Source organism: Antarcticirhabdus aurantiaca (genome assembly GCF_009765365.1).
In the GTDB taxonomy this organism is placed as follows: Bacteria; Pseudomonadota; Alphaproteobacteria; order Rhizobiales; family Rhizobiaceae; genus Antarcticirhabdus; species Antarcticirhabdus aurantiaca.
In genome coordinates this window covers 107,245-127,160 of the sequence record NZ_VTOM01000008.1, presented here as the reverse complement: position 1 = coordinate 127,160, position 19,916 = coordinate 107,245, and the positions used below count along the sequence as shown (strand labels likewise).

The following is a 19,916-nucleotide window of genomic DNA, read 5'->3' as shown; positions in this document are numbered from 1 at the left end:
CGTGTCGACCGCGCAAGCTAAACCCTAGCTTGCAGTCGCTTGCCCCGGTATATTAGGTGGGCATTAGGTCGCCTAACACGGAGAGCGGGCATGGCTAGGGCAGTGAGGGACGCGAAGATGGAGACGAGGGCGGCGCGGGCCCGCCTGCCGGTGCAGAACAAGCCGCACTGGCGCTGCCTCGTGCCGGGGGCGCTGCACCTCGGCTACACGCGGCGGCGGGCGGACCAGCCGGGCGCATGGTCGGCGCGGCGCTACCTGGGCAAGGACGCCAGGGGCGTCGGCCGGTACAGCGAGGAGCGGCTGGGGCTGGCCGACGACTACCAGGACGCCGACGGCACGCTCTACCTGAGCTTCGCCGACGCGCAGCGCGCCGCCCACGAGAGAGTCGCCGCGGCGCGGGCAGAGGTCGCGGCCGTGGCGGATGAGGCCTCCCGGCCGCCAACAGTTGCCGAGGCCGTCGCCGACTACGTCGCGCACCTTCGGCTGGAGCGGCCGGGGGCGCTGCGGGAGGTCGAGGGCCGCGCCCGCACGCACATCCTCCCGGCCTTCGGCGAGAGGCGCGTCGACGCCCTTACGACCGACGCCCTGGTCCGCTGGCGCGACGCCATGGCCGCGGCCCCTGCTCGGCTGCGCACCCGCCCCGGCGAGCAGCAGCGCCACAAGACCGCCGCTGTGGGCGACGCCCTGCGCAGCCGGCGGGCCACCGTGAACCGCACCGTGACGGTGCTGAAGGCCGTGCTGAACCACGCCTTCCGCCTGGGCCGGGTGGCGGACGACACGGCTTGGCGCCGCGTGAAGCCCTTCGGACGGGTGGACGCCGCCCGCCCCGGCCACCTGTCGGAGGAGGAGGCCGCCCGCCTGCTGAACGCCGCCAACGCCGCCTCTGGCTTCCGCGACCTCGTTCACGCTGCCCTTATGACGGGCTGCCGGTACGGCGAGCTCTGCGCCCTGGAGGTCCGCGACTTCGCCCGCGGGCGCATAACCATCCGCATGTCCAAGTCCGGCAAGGCGCGGCAGGTCCGCCTGTCGGACGAGGGCGCCGAGTTCTTCCGCAGCCTGACCGCCGGCCGCCCCGCCGACGAGCGAATGCTGCTGCGAGGCGACGGCGCGCCCTGGGGCCCCTCGCACCAGTCGCGGCCCATGCTCGTCGCCTGTCGGGCCGCGCGGGTGGAGCCCATCGGCTTCCACCAGCTGCGCCACACCTGGGCGAGCCTGTCCGTGATGAACAGTATGCCGCTGATGGTCGTTGCGGAGAACCTGGGCCATGCCGACACGCGCATGGTCGAGAAGCACTACGGCCACCTGACGGAGGACTACATGGACGAGGCGGTTCGGGCGGCGGCGCCGCGCTTCGGTGTCGCGCGGCAGAGCAGCGTGGTCCCGCTGCGGCGGGCGCCTTGACGACGGGTCCAGGCGAGGGCCCGCCATGGGCGGACCGGGAGGGCCAGCACCACTGGCTCTCCGCCAACTTCGCCGCTCTGGAGCTACGAACAGCCGACCGCTGGGACAGGGATTACGGCAGAGACCAGGAGCGCTTCCTGGAAATGCACGACGAGGCGGAGGCCGCGATGCAGGCACTTCCGCCGCCGTCGCAGCCCCCTCCCCGGAAGCTCGCCCCCGGCGAGCGCGAGGCGCTTCTCGCTGCTCTTGGCGGCTTGGCCGAGAGGGACGCCGCGCCGCTGGCCGCCATCCTGCGCGCCGGAGCGCCCTCGCCAATGCTCCTGAGCCTCCTGGCCGATGCCCTGGAGGCTGATGTCGTGAACCCGGCCGCCGCGGCGAAGGTGTCGGCGTCGGGCACTGCTACCGAGCAGGGTCTTATATCCCGCTTTGTGGACCTGCGCGGCCGGGTGGACGTCTATGCTCACGGCCTCGGACGCCTGTCTCCCACGATACCGAAGGGGCGTCGGACCGAGCGCGCGATGGAGTTCGTCGCCGCCGAGGAGGGCATGTCCGGCGCACAGCTGGAGCGGTTTCTGCACGACTACCGCGAGGAGCTGAGGCGCGACCGCAGCCCACTGCGCCAAATACTGCGCGCCATCGACTCTGCTCCGATCTCCTCCAGTAAATAAAAACCCCCGCGGTCAGACCGCGACCTATACGTGCAGGCTAGTAAGGGCTTACGCTTATAGCTGTAAGTATTTACTAGGAGATTGCAGCATGACTGCTGTAGAGAAGATGGCATTCGGCATTCGAGAGTTCTGTGAGAGGAACAGTATCTCGACACCGACCTACTACAAGATGAAGGCGCAGGGGCTCGGCCCGAGCGAGATGCGCTTCGGCTCGGTCGTCCGCGTCTCCGTGGAGGCCGAGGCGGCGTGGCGCGCCGCGCGCTCCGCTCCCGGCGAGGCCGAGCGCGAGCAGGTGGCTCGGCAGGCGGCGGCGCTGAAGCGGCGGTCGGAGCGGGCGCTCGGCGCCCTCGGACGCGGGGAGGCCTGAGCGATGCCCCGCAAGAGAAGAGACGCCGCGCCTGGGCAGCGCGGCGTCGCGAGCAGGGAGTGGCCGTCGTCTCTCTCGACCACCACCGAGTATAGCCTCAGGTCCGCCGCGGGCCTATCGAGCTTCGGCGCGCTGGTCTGCTACATCCTTCGGCGAGACAAGTGCCAGAGGAGGAGCCGATGAGCGCCGCTCTGGAGATGCCGGCGCCGGACTACGCGGCGCTGCTCCACGCCATCTTCGCCGGAAACGAGCGATATCATGCCACCGCGGCCATGCGCGACTCCTACGAGCCGGGCGAGAAGGTTGTACCTGCCTATGCCGCTCGCAGGGAACCGGTGACACTGTCTGCATGGCAGCGCCATCTCGACGGCGGCGACGGCCTCGTAGTCGCGCCCATTCGCGACGACGACACCTGCATATTCGGCTGCCTCGACGTCGACTCCTACGACGTGAACCACGCCGATCTGGTCGCTAAGATCGAGCACCAGAAGCTTCCTCTTGTCGTCTGCAAGTCGAAGTCCGGCGGGGCACACATATATCTCTTTGCCAGTGAGCCGGTCTCGGCTCGCAACATGCGCGCAGTTCTAGATAACATGCGGGCAACTCTTGGCCTACCCTCTGCTACTGAGGTGTTTCCGAAGCAGGAGATCCTGAGCGAGGGCACCGACAACCCCAGCGTTCTGAACATGCCGTATCACGGGGGCGACCACACCTCGCGCTATGGCGTGCGCTCCGGCGGCATGCCGATGGACCTGGAGCAGTTCGTCGCGGCCGTCGAGAAGTCCCGCGTCTCGGCAGCACAGGTCGCGGCACTCGCCGCCGCCCGCCCTGCCTCCTCCCCCGCCAGCAGCAGGCAGGCTCCGGCCGAGCGCGCCGATGTCGATGCCCGCGATGTGGCCGACCGGCTCGTGCGCTGGGCGGCGACCATTGCGGCGGCGCCGGTTCGGGGCGCGAACAACGTCCTCGCCAGTGTGCTCTTTGCCGCTGGACGCTGGACTCGGGACACCGACCTGACCGAGGCAGCGGTTCGAGCTGCACTTCTGCCGGCCTGGGTGGAGCGACACAGGCGAAGCCAGGATCCCGAGGGCGATCGACAGGCAGAGCGCGTCTTCGACGACATCTTCCGCAGGCAGATTGCCAAGGGGCGGGCCAAGGGGCGCCCGGTGGAGAAGGGCGAGGCCGACGTTCCGGTCGTTACCAGCCTGTCGGACGTGACGCCGCAGCCGATCGAATGGCTCTGGCCGGGGCGCTTCGCCATGGGCAAGGTCTCCATGCTCGCGGGACAGCCCGGCTTGGGCAAGTCGAACCTCGCCCTCTGGATCGGTGCCCAGGTTACGCGCGGAGGCCGCTGGCCCGAGGGCGAGGGCACGGCGCCAGAGGGCGACGTGATCCTGCTGTCGGCGGAGGACGACCCGACCGACACCATCCGTCCGCGCTGGGATGCGGCCGGCGGCGATCCTGCCCGTGCCCGCGTGGTCGAGGCAGTGCGCACCGGCAAGGGACAGCGCGGCTTCGATCTCGGCAGAGACGTGGCCATGCTGGGCGACATCCTCGCGCAGCAGCCCGACACCCGCCTCGTGATCATAGACCCTGTGTCGGCATACCTTGGCAGCATCGACTCCCACAGGAACACCGACGTTCGCGGCATCCTCGCGCCGGTCCAGAAGCTGGCGGAGGAGCACCGCGTCGCCGTTCTTCTAGTGTCGCATCTTCGTAAGGCCGGAGGCGAGGCCATAAACGCCATCCAGGGCAGTGGCGCCTTCGTGGCGGCGGTGCGCACGGCCTGCATTGTGACCAAGGAGGTCGAGGTTACCGAGGGCGAGGACGGGCACAAGCAGAAGGAGGAGACCGGCCGCCGCATCCTCTCGGTCGCGAAGAACAATCTTGGGCCGGATGGCGACGAACAGAGTCTCGCATACAGGATCGTGGTCCGCGACAACGGCGACGGCATCACAGCCCCGGCCGTCTCCTGGGATGGCCGCGTGAAGATAAGCGCGGACGAGGCGCTGAATCCCTCCGTGAGGGAGGAGAGGCGCGGGAAGAAGATCGACGAGGCAAGGGCTCTGCTTAGGAGACTTCTTAAGGAGGGCGCCATGCCGGCAATCGAGGTGAAGACGCGCGCCGGGGAGCTCGGCATCGGCGAGCGCACACTTGAGGCGGCGAAGGCCGACGTCGGCGTGATCGCGAAGAAGGAACAGGGACGCGGGGGCCGGTGGATGTGGCACCTACCCGGCGTAGAGCAGGAGCTGCCGATCTAGGCGGAAGGCCGCGGGTAAGGCCGTAAGCGCCGGGGGCCGCGGGACCTTACGGGGTTACGGCCTTACGGCCTTGGCCGGGGGGCTGCCTTGCCCAGGGTAGGGCCCCGGCAAGCACGTAAGGCCGTAAGGCCGTAGAGATATTTTGTTCGGGGCCTTTACGGCCTTACCCGCGGCCTTCCCCCCCGGCGCTCTGCCTCGATGGCGGCGATGGCCGCCATCCCGGCCCTTCCGGCCAGCGCCGGGCGCTCCCGGCCATCCGGCCCGACGATGCGGTCGCCGATGCCAGCCGCGGCCTCCTCCTCCGTGGCGGGAACGAACCGCTCGTCCGCCATGAGCGGGACCACGGCGTCCATGTCGACAACGAATCTGTCCGTGCGCGCGGGGCGCGCCCTGTGCTCTGCCAATGCAGCCTCCTGTGATGTGGATGCACAACCATAGCGCGATGCAGAGACGTGCGAAAGGAGGCCTGCGCAGCGGCCCCGGCCGCCGCCCCGGCCGCTTCGATTGGCGGAGGCGCCACAGCATCGCCTGGAGCGTCGCAGGCGGCTCGCGCCGGCGCCGGGGGCTACGCGCCGTTGGGCGGGCGTCTCGCGAGCGCTGGAGGGGCCTCCAGCGTGCCGATGTCGCCAGCAGCTCGTCCAGCGGCGAAAATTGCCGCAGCCCCTCCCCGGCATCTCCGGCAGAGGGCCCGCGCCGTAGCCCGGCGCAAACCTCAACAGACCTTTCGTCAAAAAACCTATAGACCCCGGCGGAACGGATTGTCGCATCTGGATGCCAACCTAGCATCCGCCTAATAAAAGAACCGAACGACTAGATATTCGACGCGCTATTGGAGATATATCCTTATTAGCGTTGCGCGCCCGCGGGTGCACCATACGAGCACGCGCGCGCACGTGGATCGGCATTGAGGTTAGATGCCAGTCATCCTACTTTGCAGTTGAGCTTGAAGTCTATTGAGAATCATGACGAGCGTTCAAGGCAGAGTGTAAGGAACATAACAGAGGCGGCATAGAGGCTGGCTGTGGCGGAGGCGAGCATTGCCTCTGCATCCTTCCAGTCCGTATCGAGCATAGCCTGCCGCTTGCGGCTCTTGATCTTCCTGCTGGCGTTGTAGCCGCACGGCCCGCCAGTTTCCATGATCTCGACGCGTCTTCCTGCCGATCACGCCGCCGCTGGGCAAAGCCTCACGACCCACTCGCTCGCGATTGAACATGATGAGGCGATGGTTAATGCAGGCGCAAGCGCCCTCGTCAAAGAGGCGGCAGAAGTGGTCAAGCACCGCACTCCTGAGCGCCGAGTCCTTCGGGAGGAAGCGACAGGGAATGCCGCCACACGGAACATAGAAGATCGCGATGACAATCTCGCACATCCGCCACGCCAGACGACGAACGGGCGGGCAGCCCGCCGACAGCATGGGCTCAGCGATCGCCCATCTGGAGTCGGTTAAATCGGTGCCGTATCAAAGGTGATCGCGGCTATGCTGCCGCGGGTAGTTTGGGTCCACATGGTGCTTCCCGGCTAGACGTCAGACACCTCCTGGAACACGCCTCGCCTCAATCACTCAACCCGTTTTCGGACATACTCTTACTACGATCAGACATATCAACCAGCGACAGCGGCTACCAATACGTAAGACCCGCCTGAAATTCGCGCACAGCCTCGACGCAAAAATTTTGCCAGATTTTATCGAAAATTGCGAACACAAGCTGGTCCATGTGCGATGTCGGTCGGCAGCGTTTCCGCTACCACGCTCATCCCAACATATCACGCTCATCGGATCCCCACTTCGTTGATCAAGCTCAGCAAGAGCGCTAATGGTGGCAGAAGGGCTATTCCAATCGCAGGCCGGTGCAACCACGCTTCTAAGTTGCATTGAAGAGACTCATCCAGACCAATCGAGCGCCGGGGCAGCAACGTGCATTATAGAACTATAAAAGACCTCCATGACACGATAGCACGAAGTGGCCTCAGACTCCCGCACGACATTGATCTTGTTGTCGGGATCCCTCGAAGTGGAATGCTGCCAGCAACAATTATCAGCTTGCTCAGGAACATAAAACTCACCGATCTTGATAGCTTCGTGAGAGGAGATGTATACGGCACAGGTTCGACAAAACAATATGAAGGCCTTTTGAATACAAAAGATGCTTACGAGCACATCCTAATTGTTGATGACAGCATCCTCAACGGTAGGGCAATGGAGAATGCAAGGAGCCGAGTAGGCACTTCGACAATTGAAGGAAGAAGGATAACATATTGCGCTGTATACGGGCCCAAAGAACGACATCCTCAAGCCGACCTTGTTCTTGAAGCAGTTCCGACACCAAGAGTTTTCCAGTGGAACTTCATGCACCACGCCGTTTTGGAGAACTCCTGCGTAGATATCGATGGCGTATTGTGCGATGATCCACTTCCACACCAGAATGACGATGGGGATCAATACGTCGATTTTCTACAATCCGCAGCAAAATACATCAGCCCCACTCGTCCGATTCATAGCCTGGTTACTAATCGGTTGGAGAAGTATCGTGGCGAGACTGAAACTTGGCTGCAGGCCTCTGGAATATCTTACGGCAAATTGCACATGCTCGATCTGCCAACCAAAGAGGACCGCATCTCAAAAGAAGTGAATGGTGCATTCAAAGCAGACGTCTATAGGGAAAGTAAGGCTGAATTATTTATAGAAAGCGAACTTCGACAAGCTATCGAGATTGCTCAGCTTTCTGGCAAGCCAGTTTTGTGCATCGAAACACATGAAATGGTGATGCCCCACGGCGTAACCACTCGCTACCTGGCTGAAGCTATACGTCGCAAAGGCAATAGTTCAAGAGGTAAGCTCATGCTCAAAATGCGGCGATTAGCGCGGGGAGCGCTCGGTTCGCGATATAACACTCTTGCTAGATGGTGGAAGTCTAGAGATGAAACAACAAAGTGAGACAAAACTATTCGTCTTGCCCCCCCATCTCGCGCGATGTTTCATCGAAAATTGAATGAATGTGCGCATCTAGAGTCCGGACCTTCAGCACAGAGACAGAACAGGACGGTGGCTGCGAGTGCGATGGTGGAGAAGAAGACGGCTGGGCATCGGTCGTAGCGGGTCGCGACGCGCCGCCAGTCCTTGAGGCGGTCGATCATGATCTCAATGCGGTTGCGGCGTCTGTAACGGCGCTTGTCGTGGCGGACTTTGGACTGCCCCCGTTAGGTGGCCCGGTTCAAATCTAATGCATGGTTGGCTTGTCGGCGACGTTTGAGGTGGCCGGCGAAGCGGGTTGGGGCGGCGCTTGCGGCCACGGCATGACGGCTGGAGCGGCTGGACGGTGGTAGCTCAGGCTCGAGTGTGGGCGCTTGGTGTTATAGTGCTGGCGCCAGTTCTCGATGACAATGCGGGCCTCGGCCAAGCTGTAGAAGATCTCACCGTTCAGGAACACGCTCATCGCCGCCGTCGAGACGTGCGGGATGACCAGGGCGAAGGCCTCGCCCGTGGCGGGTCGCACCGCGCCGAAGAGGTAGGCCGAGGCGAAGCGCTTGTCGCAAAGGCCGGGCGGGCGCGGGCCGCGCAGCCACCAGCGATGGCCCGTGCGCCCTTTCTGCCCGACCCTCGCCTCGTCCTGGAACCACAGCTCGACCTGGGCGCCGGGATGGGCGGCACGAGCAGCCTCTACGGCAGCGAAGAGCCCCCTTTTGCGAAGGCTTCCGCCGCCTTGGCGCTGCGCTGCGGATGCACGGGCCGCGGCTTTTGCCGCGACAGGCCGAGGCGGCGCACGACGCGCGACATCGACTGCGGGCACATGGTCTTGTTGAACCGCGCCTCAATGAAGCGGCACAGATCCGGCAGCGTCCAAGTCGACAGTTCGCCGCGCTCGGGATCGGGCCCGCGCAGAACGTGCCCAACCAGCGCGGCCTGCTCGCCGTCCGTCAAACGCTCGGGCCGGCGGCCGTAAGGGCGGTCCACCAGCCCGGCCAGCCCTGCGGCGTTGAAGCGCAGCACCGCGTCGCGCAAGGACTGGCACTCAATGCCCGCCGTTCGGGCCGCGTCCGCCCGGCTCATGCCTTCCAGCGCGCTGGCGATGGCCAGCATCCGCTGCGCCGTGCGCCGCCGCGGGTCCTTCCTGGCCAGACGTCGCAGCTCAGACGGGCTCGCCACGTCCGTTCGGATCGGCAAACCGTGGGCCATCACCACCTCCCGCCCATGCAGATCGGCAGTGAATCACTGCCACCAGATACCGGGAAAGCCTGATCGAGTCCTCTCGAAGGCGCGCTGGTATAACAGTCCAATCGGACCCGTCCGTGGGGCAGGTCACAGCAGGAACCCTCAACACCCGATTTTTCAAACGGGCTCTTATACCGCCGATCGGATGATCTGACTCGGACGTGATTTGGCTTTTGGAGCGTGCGGCGCCTTTCTGGGTCCGAAAGGAGGCTCGGGATGGCGTTGGAGATCAGGACCGATCGGTCAGCAGTTGAGCTGAGGCGATTGGCGCGGCGCGAGACGAACGGGCGCGTGGCCTCGCGCCTCCACGCTCTGGCGAACGCGCTGTCGGGCATGAGCCGGGCGCAGGCGGCGGAAGCTGCTGGCATGGACCGACAGACGCTTCGGGACTGGGTGGTGCGCTACAATGCCGAGGGGCTGGCCGGCCTTCGCGATCGGCCCAAGGGGCACCCGAAGCCAAGGCTCAGCGAGGGCGAACAGGCCAGCCTAGCCGCCGCGATCTTCCGCGGTTCCGATCCGGACCGGGACGGGCTGTCGGCCCGGACGCTGCCGACCCTTTGCGAGCTGATCGAGGCACGCTTCGGCAAGCGCCTGCATCCGGCGAGCTTGTCACGCATCCTGCGCGCCAACGGCTTCTCGCGCCAGAAGGCCCGCCCCTCCCATCCGCGCAAAGATGAGAAGGCGCAGGAGCGCTTCAAAAAAGGGGGCTCGCCCAGGCCTTGAGGGCGGCACGCGAGGCCCATCCCGACAAGCGGATCGCGCTCTGGTTCCAGGACGAGGCCAGGGTCGGGCAGAAGGGGCGTACGTGCCATCGCTGGTGGGCGAAGGGACAGCGGCCGCCGGGCCCTTGCGATCAGCGCTTCGAGTGGGCCTATATCTTTGGCGCCGTCGAGCCCGCGACGGGCAAGGCCTTCTCGCTGGTCCTGCCCTATGCCGACGCCGCGATGATGAACCTCTTCCTCGCCCAATTCGCCGAGACGATCGAGCAGGGCGTCCACATCGTCATGGTGCTCGACGGGGCCGGCTGGCATGGCGAGAAGGCGCTCGCCCTGCCGGCCAACATCACCCTCGTCACCCTGCCGCCCTACAGCCCCGAACTGAACCCGGTCGAGCGTCTCTGGCTGTACCTGCGCGAGCGCTTCCTGAGCCTGCGGGTCTTTTGCGACCGTGAGCACATCATCGACGCCTGCTGCCAAGCCTGGAACGCTGCAACCGCGGCCCCAGACCGCATCCGATCCCTGTGTCTCTATCCCTGGATAGAAGAGGTCAGTTCATAGGCTGGGCGGTATAAGCTCGACTTTGGCCAACCCAATGGGCTGACGAGCGGAGCGGTATGACGAAGCGGGCATGACGGATAGGCTTGGGGCGTCCCGACCAAGAGACGTCCGATGCCCGATCTGCCCACCCGCTTCGCCGGCCTCATCCTGGCGTTCATGCCGCTGTTCGTCCACCGCTCGTGGCGGCATGCGCAAGTCCTGCTGATCGGCGCGATCCTGACACCGGGGCAGCGCACGGTGACGAGCGTCCTGCGCATCATGGGTCGGTCGCAGGATCGGCGGTTCGTGAACCTCCACCGCATCCTCAACCGCGCCGCTTGGTGCCCCCGCACCGGCGGGCACATCCTGCTCCGGCTGCTGATCGACGCCTTCGTTCCGCGCGGCCCGGTCGTGCTCGGGATCGACGACACGATCGAGCGCCGTGGCGGTAAGCGCATTGCGGCCAAGGGCATCTACCGCGATCCGGTGCGCTCGTCCGATAGCCATTTCGTCAAGGCAAGCGGCCTGCGCTGGATGAGCCTGATGTTGCTCGCGCCGATCCCCTGGGCGCAACGCATCTGGGCGCTGCCGTTCCTGACCGCCCTGGTGCCCTCCGAACGCGCCTGCCGCGAGCAGGGCCGTCGGCACAAGCCCCTGCTCGATGTTGGACGCCAGCTCGCCCTGCAGGCGCGCCGCTGGCTGCCGGGACGCGACCTCGTGCTGGTGGGGGACAGCGGCTTCTCGGCCCTCAACTTCCTCGACGCCATGCGGCGAGGCCGCATCACGGCCATCACCCGCCTTCGGCTCGACGCAGCCCTCTACGAGCCCGCCCCGCCGCGGCCGCCAGGCACGATCGGACGTCCGCGCACCAAGGGGGCGCGACTGCCCACGCTCGCCGCGACCCTCGCGGCTCAGGACACGCTCTGGCATCGGCTCACCGTGCCGGGCTGGTACGGGTCAGCCCCGTGCAGCATCGAGGTCACCTCCGGCACCGCGGTGTGGCGGCATGGCGGCCTGCCCGTCGTGCCGATCCGGGGGGTGCTCGTGCGCGATCCCGAGAACCGCTTCCCGCCGCAGGCCCTGCTGTGCACAGACCTCACCCGCGACGCATCTCAGATCCTGTCGTGGTTCGTGCGACGCTGGAGCGTCGAGGTCACCTTTCAGGATGTCCGCGCCCATCTGGGCGTCGAGACCCAGCGCCAGTGGTCGGACACGGCAATCGCCCGCACAACGCCTTGCCTGCTCGCCCTGTTCTCGATCGTCACGCTGCTGGCCGCGCGTCTCCCGGCCCGCCAACGGCGATCGCTCGCCACGGCGGCATGGTATCCCAAACCGCGCCCGACCTTCGCAGACAAACTGGCCGCTGTGCGTTGCGCGACCCCGCGCGAGAGGTCTTCGGCGACATTCCGCGCAGACGCTTCCGTACAAAGCCCTGCTTACGCCCGCTAGGCGCCTGGACCTACGCCCTCTGAAACGCCGCGCATGTGGCCAGAGTCGAGCTCAGCCGCTGGCCGTCCTGTTGCCCCAACGTCACAGGCTGATACCGCACTGCAGCAGCGGCCTGATTATTAGTAGCGCCTTCGAACTGCAACCTTGCTTCATCGTGGCGTCTGATCGATGGTATAACACTCTTTGAGCGAGATGACTCCGATCCTGTAGCCTGGCAATGATCAGGTTTGACAATGCTTAAACGAAAGGCTGCAAGCTTGCGTGTGACGATATTTGGAACTGGCTATGTAGGTCTGGTGCATGCTGCAGTTCTAGCTGAAACAGGGAATGAAGTTGTCTGTGTCGATACGAACGAACACAAGATCAATCGCCTTACCAACGGAGATATACCGATCTATGAGCCGGGATTGCAGCCGCTTGTGCAGGCTCATTCTCTATCGCGCAAGCTGATTTTCACTACGGACGCTGCTTATGGCGTTGAGCATGCGGAGCTTATATTCATCGCTGTAGGCACGCCCTCCGGAGAAGATGGATCGGCAGACCTTTCACACGTTATGGCTGTTGGCCGATCAATCGCAACTCACATGACCTCCGACAAGATTGTTGTGGTGAAATCGACAGTTCCTGTTGGAACCTGCGATGGCGTTTATGCAACTATGCGCGAAATACTGGTCCAGAGAGGATTGGATGAGCTAGATGTTCATATGGCTTCCAATCCAGAGTTCCTGAAAGAGGGATCTGCCATCCTTGATAGCATGAAGCCAGATCGAATCATCATCGGAACTGACAATCGAGAAGCCGAAAATAAATTGCGGGAACTGTACGCCCCATTCAACCGTAACCATGAAAAAATCATAACGATGGACATGCGCAGTTCGGAATTGACTAAGTACGCTGCCAACTGCCTGCTAGCTACCAAGATCACCTTCATGAATGAAGTGGCTGGAATTGCAGACCGCCTGGGTGCTGACATCGAAAGCGTACGGCGTGGCATCGGTTCTGATCCCAGGATCGGCTACCACTTCATCTATGCCGGGATGGGCTACGGGGGCTCTTGCTTCCCGAAAGATATTCGAGCGCTGATACATACTTCTATCGAGCATAGCTATCATGCTGGCATACTTGAGGCTGTAGAAAGTCGTAATTCTGCTCAAAAGAGAGTTCTATTTGAGAAGATCAAAAAACACTTTGGAGACAGACTTCACGGCCGCATCTTCGCGGTTTGGGGCTTAGCTTTTAAGCCAAATACCGATGATATGCGAGAAGCGCCTGCCAGCGAAATAATGACAATGCTCTGGCAGGCTGGTGCAAAGATACAAGCTTTCGATCCTGTCGCGATGCCGGAATGCAAGCGGCTTCATGCTGAACATCTTGCCTCGAGAGATTTGCTGTTGTCAGACAGCAAAGAGGATGCTCTCGATGGTTCTGACGCACTGATAATTTGCACGGAGTGGAAAGCATTTCTGTCGCCTGACTTCGATCTAATCAAAGGAACTCTAAAGGAGAAGATTATTTTCGATGGCAGAAATATCTATGATCCCGTGGTAGTTAAAAGATACGGAATTGAATACGTGGGTATTGGACGAAGATCCGCCTAGAGCCTATGCTGCGACCTGCAGCGTTCATTATGTTCAATTAATCCTGTTTCGCGCGCAGCTGGTTAGTGCTTAGTGAGATGATGGCCGTCGTAAAAAGAGATTGGTAACGCCTATGTCGAAGATCGCTCTCAGTTTAGTCACCGATCTTAATGGAAGTAAACTCGCAAATTTCGCTATAGCTTCGTTCATACTGTCACAATCAAAGCCTGTTGATATTCACTTATACCAAGACGGCTATAAGCGTCAGCCGCATGAAAGGCTGGCAGAGCTAGCTACAAGCCGAGGTTTCAAGATCCAAACTCATGAACTATCTAGCGATCAGTTCAATGGGTACCGCTCTGCTAAGCATATAACCAAAACGCAATTTCTAAAATTTATCGCTGTAAAGGATTTACTGGGCGAATATGAACGGGTGTTGTACTCGGATACAGACATTCTGTTCATGCGTGATCTAGACTTAAATAGTGTGGATTTCGGCGGTTGTCCCCTGGCGGCATGCTTCGATGTTGCAGAGGTTTCTGGGATCACTAATGACCAGTTTGCCGCGAATTGCGAGCGTAATGGGTTGTCCAAGGATTATTTCAACAGCGGCCTCATGTTTTTCAATAGCCGCCTGATTGATGAGGCAGCATTGCATATCAATTATCAGCGTCTACTCGCGGAGCATCAGAAGGCCTGTAGTTATAAGACACCTTGTAACACTAATGACCAATGCGTATGGAATCTCCTATTCAGTGGACGATGGAAATTCCTGCCAATTGGCTGGAACGTACAATCGTCTATGCGGTTCACTAAAACTTGGCGACAAGCTTCTGTGAGACATTATACAGGTCCTAAAAAGTTCTTGCCACTTGCCGCATGGAGAAGTGACATGATCGAGTTGAAGCTAGTTAGGAAAATCGCAGCCGAGCTTGGAGAGAGTATTTACAATCCAACAAGTCCGCTCGGATCCATATACATGCTTAACTCGCTGCGCTGGAGAGGCAATATATCTAGAATAGACAAGGCCGTAGAGGTTGTCAACCAAAGGTTGACTTAGGAGCAGAGAGTAAGTCCCCTGACATCTTGATAGTCCTGCCTTTGTGCTTGGCCGTACATCATCGAATTCTTCCGGCGTGTCGCAGTGCAAATACTGCAATGATGGTACTCGAAGAGTGTGGCAAATGTTGGCTTCGACTATGTGTCGGTGAAGTAGATGATCGGTTATTTCATAGCGATAAAGCGGCATCATTTTCTTAGATCGTAGATCATGACCGCCACTTCGGGCAGGCCGGTGCTGCGGTGCGGACTAGCGCGACCGCTTCTACGAATCGGATCGAAAGGTCGTGAGCTTCGAGTGACACAGCGTACGTGGACCATGATCGAGGCTGCGTAGAGGAAGACTGTGGCAGATACGGTCGTGCCTCCGGCCCCAATACAGAGCTGTCGCTTACAAATGATCTATGAAAATATGCGTTACATGACTTTACGCTTGAAATGGAAAACTGAGCTAACGTGTTCTGGCGGTTGGCTTGCTATCTTGATGTAGATCAGAGTGGCAGTGCATGTTTGCGTTCATGTAGAACCAGCATCCGAATAGGCATTTGACAGCAAAGGATGGCGATTACGTAGGAGACACGAAATGGGCACGCCACCGTAACGATGCTGGACGCTGTCGGCTTCAGGATCGACAACGAGAGGCACCATTCCGATCAAATCACACCCTGACGCTCGCAGCCTTCCAAGCTCTTGTCGGCGTCATGGTCACAATGCCGGGTGATTTCTGTGATGTCGACGCATCGGATGTCGAACACGGGTACCGCGGGAGAGATCTCGCCGTTGGTGTGCCTGCTGTCCATCATGACAAAGCAATGATTGATCATCACAAAAATGCTTTAGCGAGTGACACCGAAGTAGCAAGGCGTCGTGCTATTGAGCAGCTGGCCGTTAGGGATCAGGCAGAGAATGCTTCCCGGCAGGACTTAGAAGTCGGCGTTGACGATGTCGAAGTCGCCGGTGACGATGTTGCGCGAAGGCCACGTCGCTGGGTCACCTCCTTCCAGCCGAGCCGGGAAGAAGGTCCACTAGCCGCTTGTTCCGAGTCGACTTGCTCGGTTCCGTTTCGCAGGCGATCGTGGCTATGGTGCCGTTGAAACGTCAGAAAAAAATTCGATGCGCACATCTGATTTATCGCATATCTGCTGAAAGCAACCGCACTTCGCTCATTCGGGCCGTTTCGGACAACCTCTAAGCCGAAGGCCCAGTGGATGATGGACAGCTACTGAGTATCGAGTAGTCGGCCTTGTCGACACTCGGTAGGACATGTCTTGCAATCTTGCCGCGAGAAAGTCATAAAGTGAAATTGTTGACTCGTCTGAAGCCGCTGCACAGCATAATAGCTGGGATAGTGTCCCGCAGTTCAGGTCAGCTGGTGGCTCTCGCGGTAACCCTCGCGAGCGTATCACAGCTGAGTCCTGCGACGTTCGGAATATTTGCTATAGCCTCAGCAGTCATCTCCATGATTAGAGCACTGATGTACGTTGGGACCTTCCAGCTCATCATCCAGGCTGAAAACGCGGCCTTGGTCAGCCGCGGAGCACTTTACGTCAATCTACTTGTTTCTGCACTCCTATCCGCATTAGCTCTAACTATAATCAGCGCTCTTCCTGGAGAGTCTAACGCTGAGATCAGAGATTTTGTCTCGCTTTTGGTCCCGACTGTCTTTCTATCTGCTGTGGCTGCTTGGCAAGAGGCTCAGATCATCCGGTCGAAGCGGATATATGCCTACTACTATGCGACCATCGTTGTTGAAGTGATCTCAGGAGCGACGGCTATAATTCTTTTGTTGATGGGGTATGGCTTGCATGCCTTAGTTGCGCAAATCTACATCAGGTCGACAATGATTATCATCGCTTATCGCGTTCTGCATCGTCCGCAGTTTGCGAGAGGCAACCAACACCGTACGTTGACTGACATCTTCCGCTGGTGTTCCCCCCAGTATATATCTGCAGTCATTGGTCAAGTGACAAGCTACGCCCCGGAGTTCCTGATCGGAGCGTTGATTTCCCCGGCTGCCACTGGCATTTACCGAGCAGCGAATCGCGTAGTGTCGGCCGCTGGCGATGTTTGCGGGCAACCGTTGAAGATCATTGCGCTATCAAAATTCGGATCTCTGGTCGCGCGGAATGAAGATCCATCACGAGCCTACCATGATGTCCTTGCCGTAACGCTCTTGCTCACCAGTACGTTTCTATCTGCGCTCGCTGTAGTGAGTGAACCGTTAGTGGCTCTAATCGCGGATGATGCTTGGAGTGGTGTCACAGGTGTGACTGCAGCATTGTGCATCGGTCGATTTTTTTCTGTTGTGAGCGCGGTTAGTAGCCCGCTACTTGTCGCTCAGGGTAAGCAGAAGGTTCTCGTTCCACTTCAATTTATTGCGACGAGTTCGCTAGTCCTGGGTCTCATTGTGTTCGCAGGCTTAGGAATAGAATGGGCAACGACGGTCGTTGTATTCTCGTCGATAGTCGGTGCTTCGCTGACTGTGTTTGCGTGTTTGAAATTCGGCGGCGAAACTTCAATGAATGCGATGCTAGACGTTGTGTATTTTATCTTACCTGCGAGTGCAGCGTCGATCGCTGCCGTTCTTTCGACCTTAACAACTGTCGAATCGGTCGAACTAGTTCTTCGTTTGGTCACCCAGCTCGTCATCTTCACTTTGGTCTGGATAGCAGGCGCCTTTGTCCTGCGGAAGCGAATTTTGTCAGTTATCGGTGTGCTGCGATGAGATCTAGGATGATAAGAAGTCGACGTTTGCATTATCCACGTGGAGAGGATCAACACCAAGTCAAAATGCCCGCCTCAAGCTATAGCAATGAGACGCTACTGATGTGCGCAGTACAGCTAGTTCATCGACACCTCACACGTTGGCCATCAAATTTTGGGCAGAAAAGCTCGCAAATATGCCATAGATCGGGTCTCGTTCTGTCCTAAGACGCAAACCGTTCCGGATTCTAGATGTCCAAATCGAACGACAAGCCTTTGGCGCTCGCGGGTAGCTCCCCCGATGACGGGTCCGGTTTCGAGCCGATCGCGCTCAACCATATCCTTGCGGCGCTCCGCCGCCAGGCCTGGATCATCGGCCTGTGGACGCTCGCCAGCATCGTTCTGAGCGTGGCCTACGTTTCGATGGCCGTTCCGCTCTACACCGCTTCCACCGACATCATGATCGACAAGGGGACCTCCAACGTCATCGGCACCCTGACCGTGCCCACCGATGTCTTCCAGGACGACTCGGACATGATGACCCAGGTCGAGGTCCTCCGATCGGAACAGCTCGCCCGGTCCGTGGCCGAGAGCATCGGGCTGGTCGACGATCCCACCTTCATGGCCAGCAACCCCTCGATGCTCGGCCGCATCATAGGCGGGGTGACGAGCGTCGCGCAGAGCGTCCTGCCGGTGTCCCGCAGCCAGGCGGCCGACGGTCCCAACCGCGAGGCGAAGCTCATCGCCGCCGCCGCCATCCTTCGCGGCAATCTCGAGGTCGAGCGCGTCGAGAAGACCTACGTCCTGCGCCTGAGTTACACCGCCGCGGACCGCCATATGGCCAACCGGATCGCGCAGGCCTATGGCGAGGCCTACCTGAACGACCAGCTGGAAGCCAAGTACAGCGCGACCCGCCGCGCCAGCGAATGGCTCGAGGAGCGTCTCGCACAGCTCCGGCAGCAGTCCTACGACGCCGATCTGGCGGTGCAGAACTACAGGAACGAGAACAGCCTCCTGTCTTCCAACAACCAGCTGATCTCCGAACAGCAGCTGGGCGAGCTGAACACGCAGCTGGTGGCGACGCGCGCGAGCACCGCCGAAGCCAAGGCGCGGCTGGACCAGATCCGCGACATCATCAAGAATGGGCGCACCGACGCCGTGGTCGACGACGCGCTCGGCAACGCGACGATCGTGAACCTTCGCCAGCGCTACCTCGACGCGTCCCGCCGCTTGAGCGAGGTCGAGCGCTCCTTCGGTCCCGAGCACGTCCAGGCCGTGCGCCTGCGCGCCGAGATGGCCGAGTATCAGAGCCAGATCTTCGACGAGCTTGGGCGCATCGCGGAAAGCTACGAAAGCTCCTACAACGTTGCCCTGCGCCGGGAGGAGTCGCTGACAGAGAGCCTGAGGAGCGTCGCTGGCGAGAACGTCGAGGCCAACACGTCGAGCGTCCAGCTGCGCGAGCTCGAGCGCGAGGCCGACGCCTTCCGCAACCTCTACAACGTCTTCCTCCAGCGCTACCACGAGACGCTCCAGCAGCAGTCCTTCCCGATCACCGAGGCGCGCGTCATCACGCCGGCCAAGCCGCCGTCGCGCCCCAGCTACCCGCGGGTGCCGATCATCCTGGCGCTTGCGACCGTGCTCGGAGCGGCGTCGGGCGTCGGAGCCGCTGCGCTCCGCGAGCATCGCGACCGCTTCTTCCGCACTGGTAGCCAGGTGCGCAGCGAGCTGGGCGTCGAGTTCCTCGGCTCGGTCGGCAATCTCGCGCAGTCCGACCCGCAGGTCGACGGCGCGACCTCGGCCGACATCTGGCGCGCCGGCAGCCTCAACAATCGGGCCGCGACGGCCCCGCTCTCGCCGTTCACCGAAACCCTGCGCAATGCACGGTTCGCGGCAAACACCTATCTCGCCGACCGTCAGGCCAAAGTCATCGGGATGGTCTCGTGCCTGCCGCGGGAGGGCAAGACCACCCTGTCCGCGAACTTCGCGTCCCTGCTCGCGTCGCAGGACAGCCGTGTCCTCTTGATCGACGGCGACCTTCGCAATCCCAACCTGTCGCGGTCTTTGAACTCGAAGCCGACGGTCGGCCTCGTCGAGGCCGCCTACGGCACCAGCCCCATCGAGGACTGCCTCGTCTGGAGCCCGAACGGCAAGCTCGCGGTACTTCCGGTCTCGCTGACCCAGAGGGTCTACCATTCGAGCGAGATCCTGACCTCGTCCGGAATGGCGAACCTGATCGAGCGTCTGCGGGGCAGCTTCGACTACATCGTCATCGACCTGCCGCCGCTCGGCCCCGTCATCGACGCGCGAGCCATGGCGAACCGCATCGACGGCTTCATCATGGTGGTCGAATGGGGCCGCACGTCGCGCAAGCTCGTGCGCAACATCATGGCGGACAATCCGGCCCTGTACGAGAAGTGCCTCGGCACGATCTTCAACAAGGGCGACGAAGCCCGCATGAAGCTCTACAAGACCATGGACTCGGCCGACTACTACATCTCGCAGTACAAGGACTATTATCATCTTCCGTGACGCAATAGCGCAACGTCCGCTGCCTCGAGGCTGCTGGAGCAGATCCGGTTCACGTTGCCTCGTATCCGGCGGCTTGGAAGCAGTTGGCGCATTCAGCTGGTGTGAACGTCGGGACGAGGTCGCCGACGGCTCGCCATAGCGAGTCGACGGTTCGCTCGGCCCTGGCGCGCAGCAGCGCCTTGAGCTTGGCCAAGGCGTTCTCAATAGGGTTGAAGTTGGGTGAATAGGGCGACAAGAAGCAGAGGCTCGCCCCCGCTGCCTCGATGACGATCCGAACGCCCACCGCCTCGGGCTGGCAGATTGTCCATGATGACCACGTCGCCCGGCGAGAGGGTGGGCGCGAGCACCTGTGCGACAGAGGCCAGGAACACCGTGCCGTTGATGGCGCCGTCATAGACAAACGGAGCCGTCATGCCTGTGATACCTTCGCGCCTTTGCA

At 61.3% G+C, this 19,916-nt stretch carries 13 protein-coding genes and 3 pseudogenes; 12 read left to right on the top strand and 4 right to left on the bottom strand.

Features of this window, described 5'->3' with window-relative positions; all coding sequences use genetic code 11:
- Positions 1–90 precede the first annotated feature (90 nt).
- The 5 genes from FZN60_RS11670 to FZN60_RS11650 all read left to right on the top strand — a co-directional run bounded on the left by FZN60_RS11670 (position 91) and on the right by FZN60_RS11650 (position 7,629).
- Positions 91–1,401 carry a tyrosine-type recombinase/integrase gene (locus tag FZN60_RS11670; protein ID WP_158873654.1) on the top strand — a complete coding sequence of 437 codons (1,311 nt, stop codon included), beginning with the start codon at positions 91–93 and terminating at the stop codon, positions 1,399–1,401.
- Positions 1,398–2,069, top strand: coding sequence for a hypothetical protein (locus FZN60_RS11665; RefSeq protein WP_158873653.1), 672 nt, complete (start codon positions 1,398–1,400; stop codon positions 2,067–2,069). Before FZN60_RS11670 ends, FZN60_RS11665 begins: the two co-directional genes overlap by 4 nt.
- Positions 2,070–2,157: 88 nt before the next feature.
- Positions 2,158–2,436, top strand: coding sequence for a hypothetical protein (locus tag FZN60_RS28650; protein ID WP_199266546.1), 279 nt, complete (start codon positions 2,158–2,160; stop codon positions 2,434–2,436).
- Positions 2,437–2,615: 179 nt separating this feature from the next.
- Positions 2,616–4,694: an AAA family ATPase gene (locus FZN60_RS11655; RefSeq protein WP_158873652.1), complete on the top strand. Its 2,079-nt coding sequence runs from the start codon at positions 2,616–2,618 to the stop codon at positions 4,692–4,694.
- Positions 4,695–6,711: 2,017 nt separating this feature from the next.
- Entirely contained in the window at positions 6,712–7,629 is a 918-nt protein-coding gene (locus tag FZN60_RS11650; RefSeq protein ID WP_246726720.1) for an HAD family hydrolase, read from the top strand.
- Between the two features lie 41 nt (positions 7,630–7,670).
- Here the strand turns inward: FZN60_RS11650 and FZN60_RS11645 are convergent.
- The 3 genes and pseudogenes from FZN60_RS11645 to FZN60_RS11635 all read right to left on the bottom strand — a co-directional run.
- Positions 7,671–7,877, bottom strand: a pseudogene (locus tag FZN60_RS11645) (hypothetical protein); the annotation flags it as partial.
- Positions 7,878–7,912: 35 nt separating this feature from the next.
- Positions 7,913–8,116: pseudogene (locus FZN60_RS11640) on the bottom strand (integrase core domain-containing protein); the annotation flags it as partial.
- A 236-nt stretch (positions 8,117–8,352) separates the two neighbouring features.
- Positions 8,353–8,772: a winged helix-turn-helix domain-containing protein gene (locus FZN60_RS11635; RefSeq protein ID WP_158873650.1), complete on the bottom strand. Its 420-nt coding sequence runs from the start codon at positions 8,770–8,772 to the stop codon at positions 8,353–8,355.
- A 423-nt stretch (positions 8,773–9,195) separates the two neighbouring features.
- Here FZN60_RS11635 and FZN60_RS29140 point away from each other — a divergent pair, with 423 nt between their 5' ends.
- From FZN60_RS29140 to FZN60_RS11600, 7 genes are all read left to right on the top strand, one after another.
- A complete protein-coding gene (locus FZN60_RS29140; protein WP_158873649.1) occupies positions 9,196–9,627 on the top strand; it encodes an IS630 family transposase in 432 nt (143 codons plus the stop codon).
- Entirely contained in the window at positions 9,624–10,181 is a 558-nt protein-coding gene (locus FZN60_RS29135) for an IS630 family transposase (protein WP_158873648.1), read from the top strand. Before FZN60_RS29140 ends, FZN60_RS29135 begins: the two co-directional genes overlap by 4 nt.
- Before the next feature lie 111 nt (positions 10,182–10,292).
- The gene (locus tag FZN60_RS11620; protein WP_246726718.1) at positions 10,293–11,609 is read left to right on the top strand and encodes an IS701 family transposase; all 1,317 of its coding nucleotides are present in this window, start codon (positions 10,293–10,295) and stop codon (positions 11,607–11,609) included.
- 257 nt (positions 11,610–11,866) lie between these two features.
- Positions 11,867–13,207, top strand: a complete 1,341-nt coding sequence (locus tag FZN60_RS11615) for a UDP-glucose dehydrogenase family protein (RefSeq protein WP_158873647.1) — start codon at positions 11,867–11,869, stop codon at positions 13,205–13,207.
- A 112-nt stretch (positions 13,208–13,319) separates the two neighbouring features.
- Complete coding sequence (locus FZN60_RS11610; RefSeq protein ID WP_158873646.1) at positions 13,320–14,246, top strand: glycosyltransferase family 8 protein; 927 nt, start codon at positions 13,320–13,322, stop codon at positions 14,244–14,246.
- A gap of 1,296 nt (positions 14,247–15,542) precedes the next feature.
- The gene (locus FZN60_RS11605; RefSeq protein ID WP_158873645.1) at positions 15,543–16,970 is read left to right on the top strand and encodes an oligosaccharide flippase family protein; all 1,428 of its coding nucleotides are present in this window, start codon (positions 15,543–15,545) and stop codon (positions 16,968–16,970) included.
- Between the two features lie 230 nt (positions 16,971–17,200).
- Positions 17,201–19,477, top strand: a complete 2,277-nt coding sequence (locus FZN60_RS11600; RefSeq protein ID WP_158873644.1) for a polysaccharide biosynthesis tyrosine autokinase — start codon at positions 17,201–17,203, stop codon at positions 19,475–19,477.
- A gap of 49 nt (positions 19,478–19,526) precedes the next feature.
- On the opposite strand, the pseudogene FZN60_RS11595 reads toward FZN60_RS11600, so the two are convergent.
- Positions 19,527–19,899: pseudogene (locus FZN60_RS11595) on the bottom strand (transposase); the annotation flags it as partial.
- Positions 19,900–19,916 lie beyond the last annotated feature (17 nt).

Excerpts from the sequence above, each read along its gene's own strand:
- FZN60_RS11670 (WP_158873654.1), top strand. The coding sequence starts at position 91 with ATGGCTAGGGCAGTGAGGGACGCGAAGATGGAGACGAGGGCGGCGCGG.
- FZN60_RS11650 (WP_246726720.1), top strand. The coding sequence starts at position 6,712 with ATGCTGCCAGCAACAATTATCAGCTTGCTCAGGAACATAAAACTCACC.
- FZN60_RS11635 (WP_158873650.1), bottom strand. The coding sequence starts at position 8,772 with ATGCTGGCCATCGCCAGCGCGCTGGAAGGCATGAGCCGGGCGGACGCG.
- FZN60_RS11610 (WP_158873646.1), top strand. The coding sequence starts at position 13,320 with ATGTCGAAGATCGCTCTCAGTTTAGTCACCGATCTTAATGGAAGTAAA.
- FZN60_RS11655 (WP_158873652.1), top strand. The coding sequence starts at position 2,616 with ATGAGCGCCGCTCTGGAGATGCCGGCGCCGGACTACGCGGCGCTGCTC.
- FZN60_RS11600 (WP_158873644.1), top strand. The coding sequence starts at position 17,201 with ATGTCCAAATCGAACGACAAGCCTTTGGCGCTCGCGGGTAGCTCCCCC.
- FZN60_RS28650 (WP_199266546.1), top strand. The coding sequence starts at position 2,158 with ATGACTGCTGTAGAGAAGATGGCATTCGGCATTCGAGAGTTCTGTGAG.
- FZN60_RS11620 (WP_246726718.1), top strand. The coding sequence starts at position 10,293 with ATGCCCGATCTGCCCACCCGCTTCGCCGGCCTCATCCTGGCGTTCATG.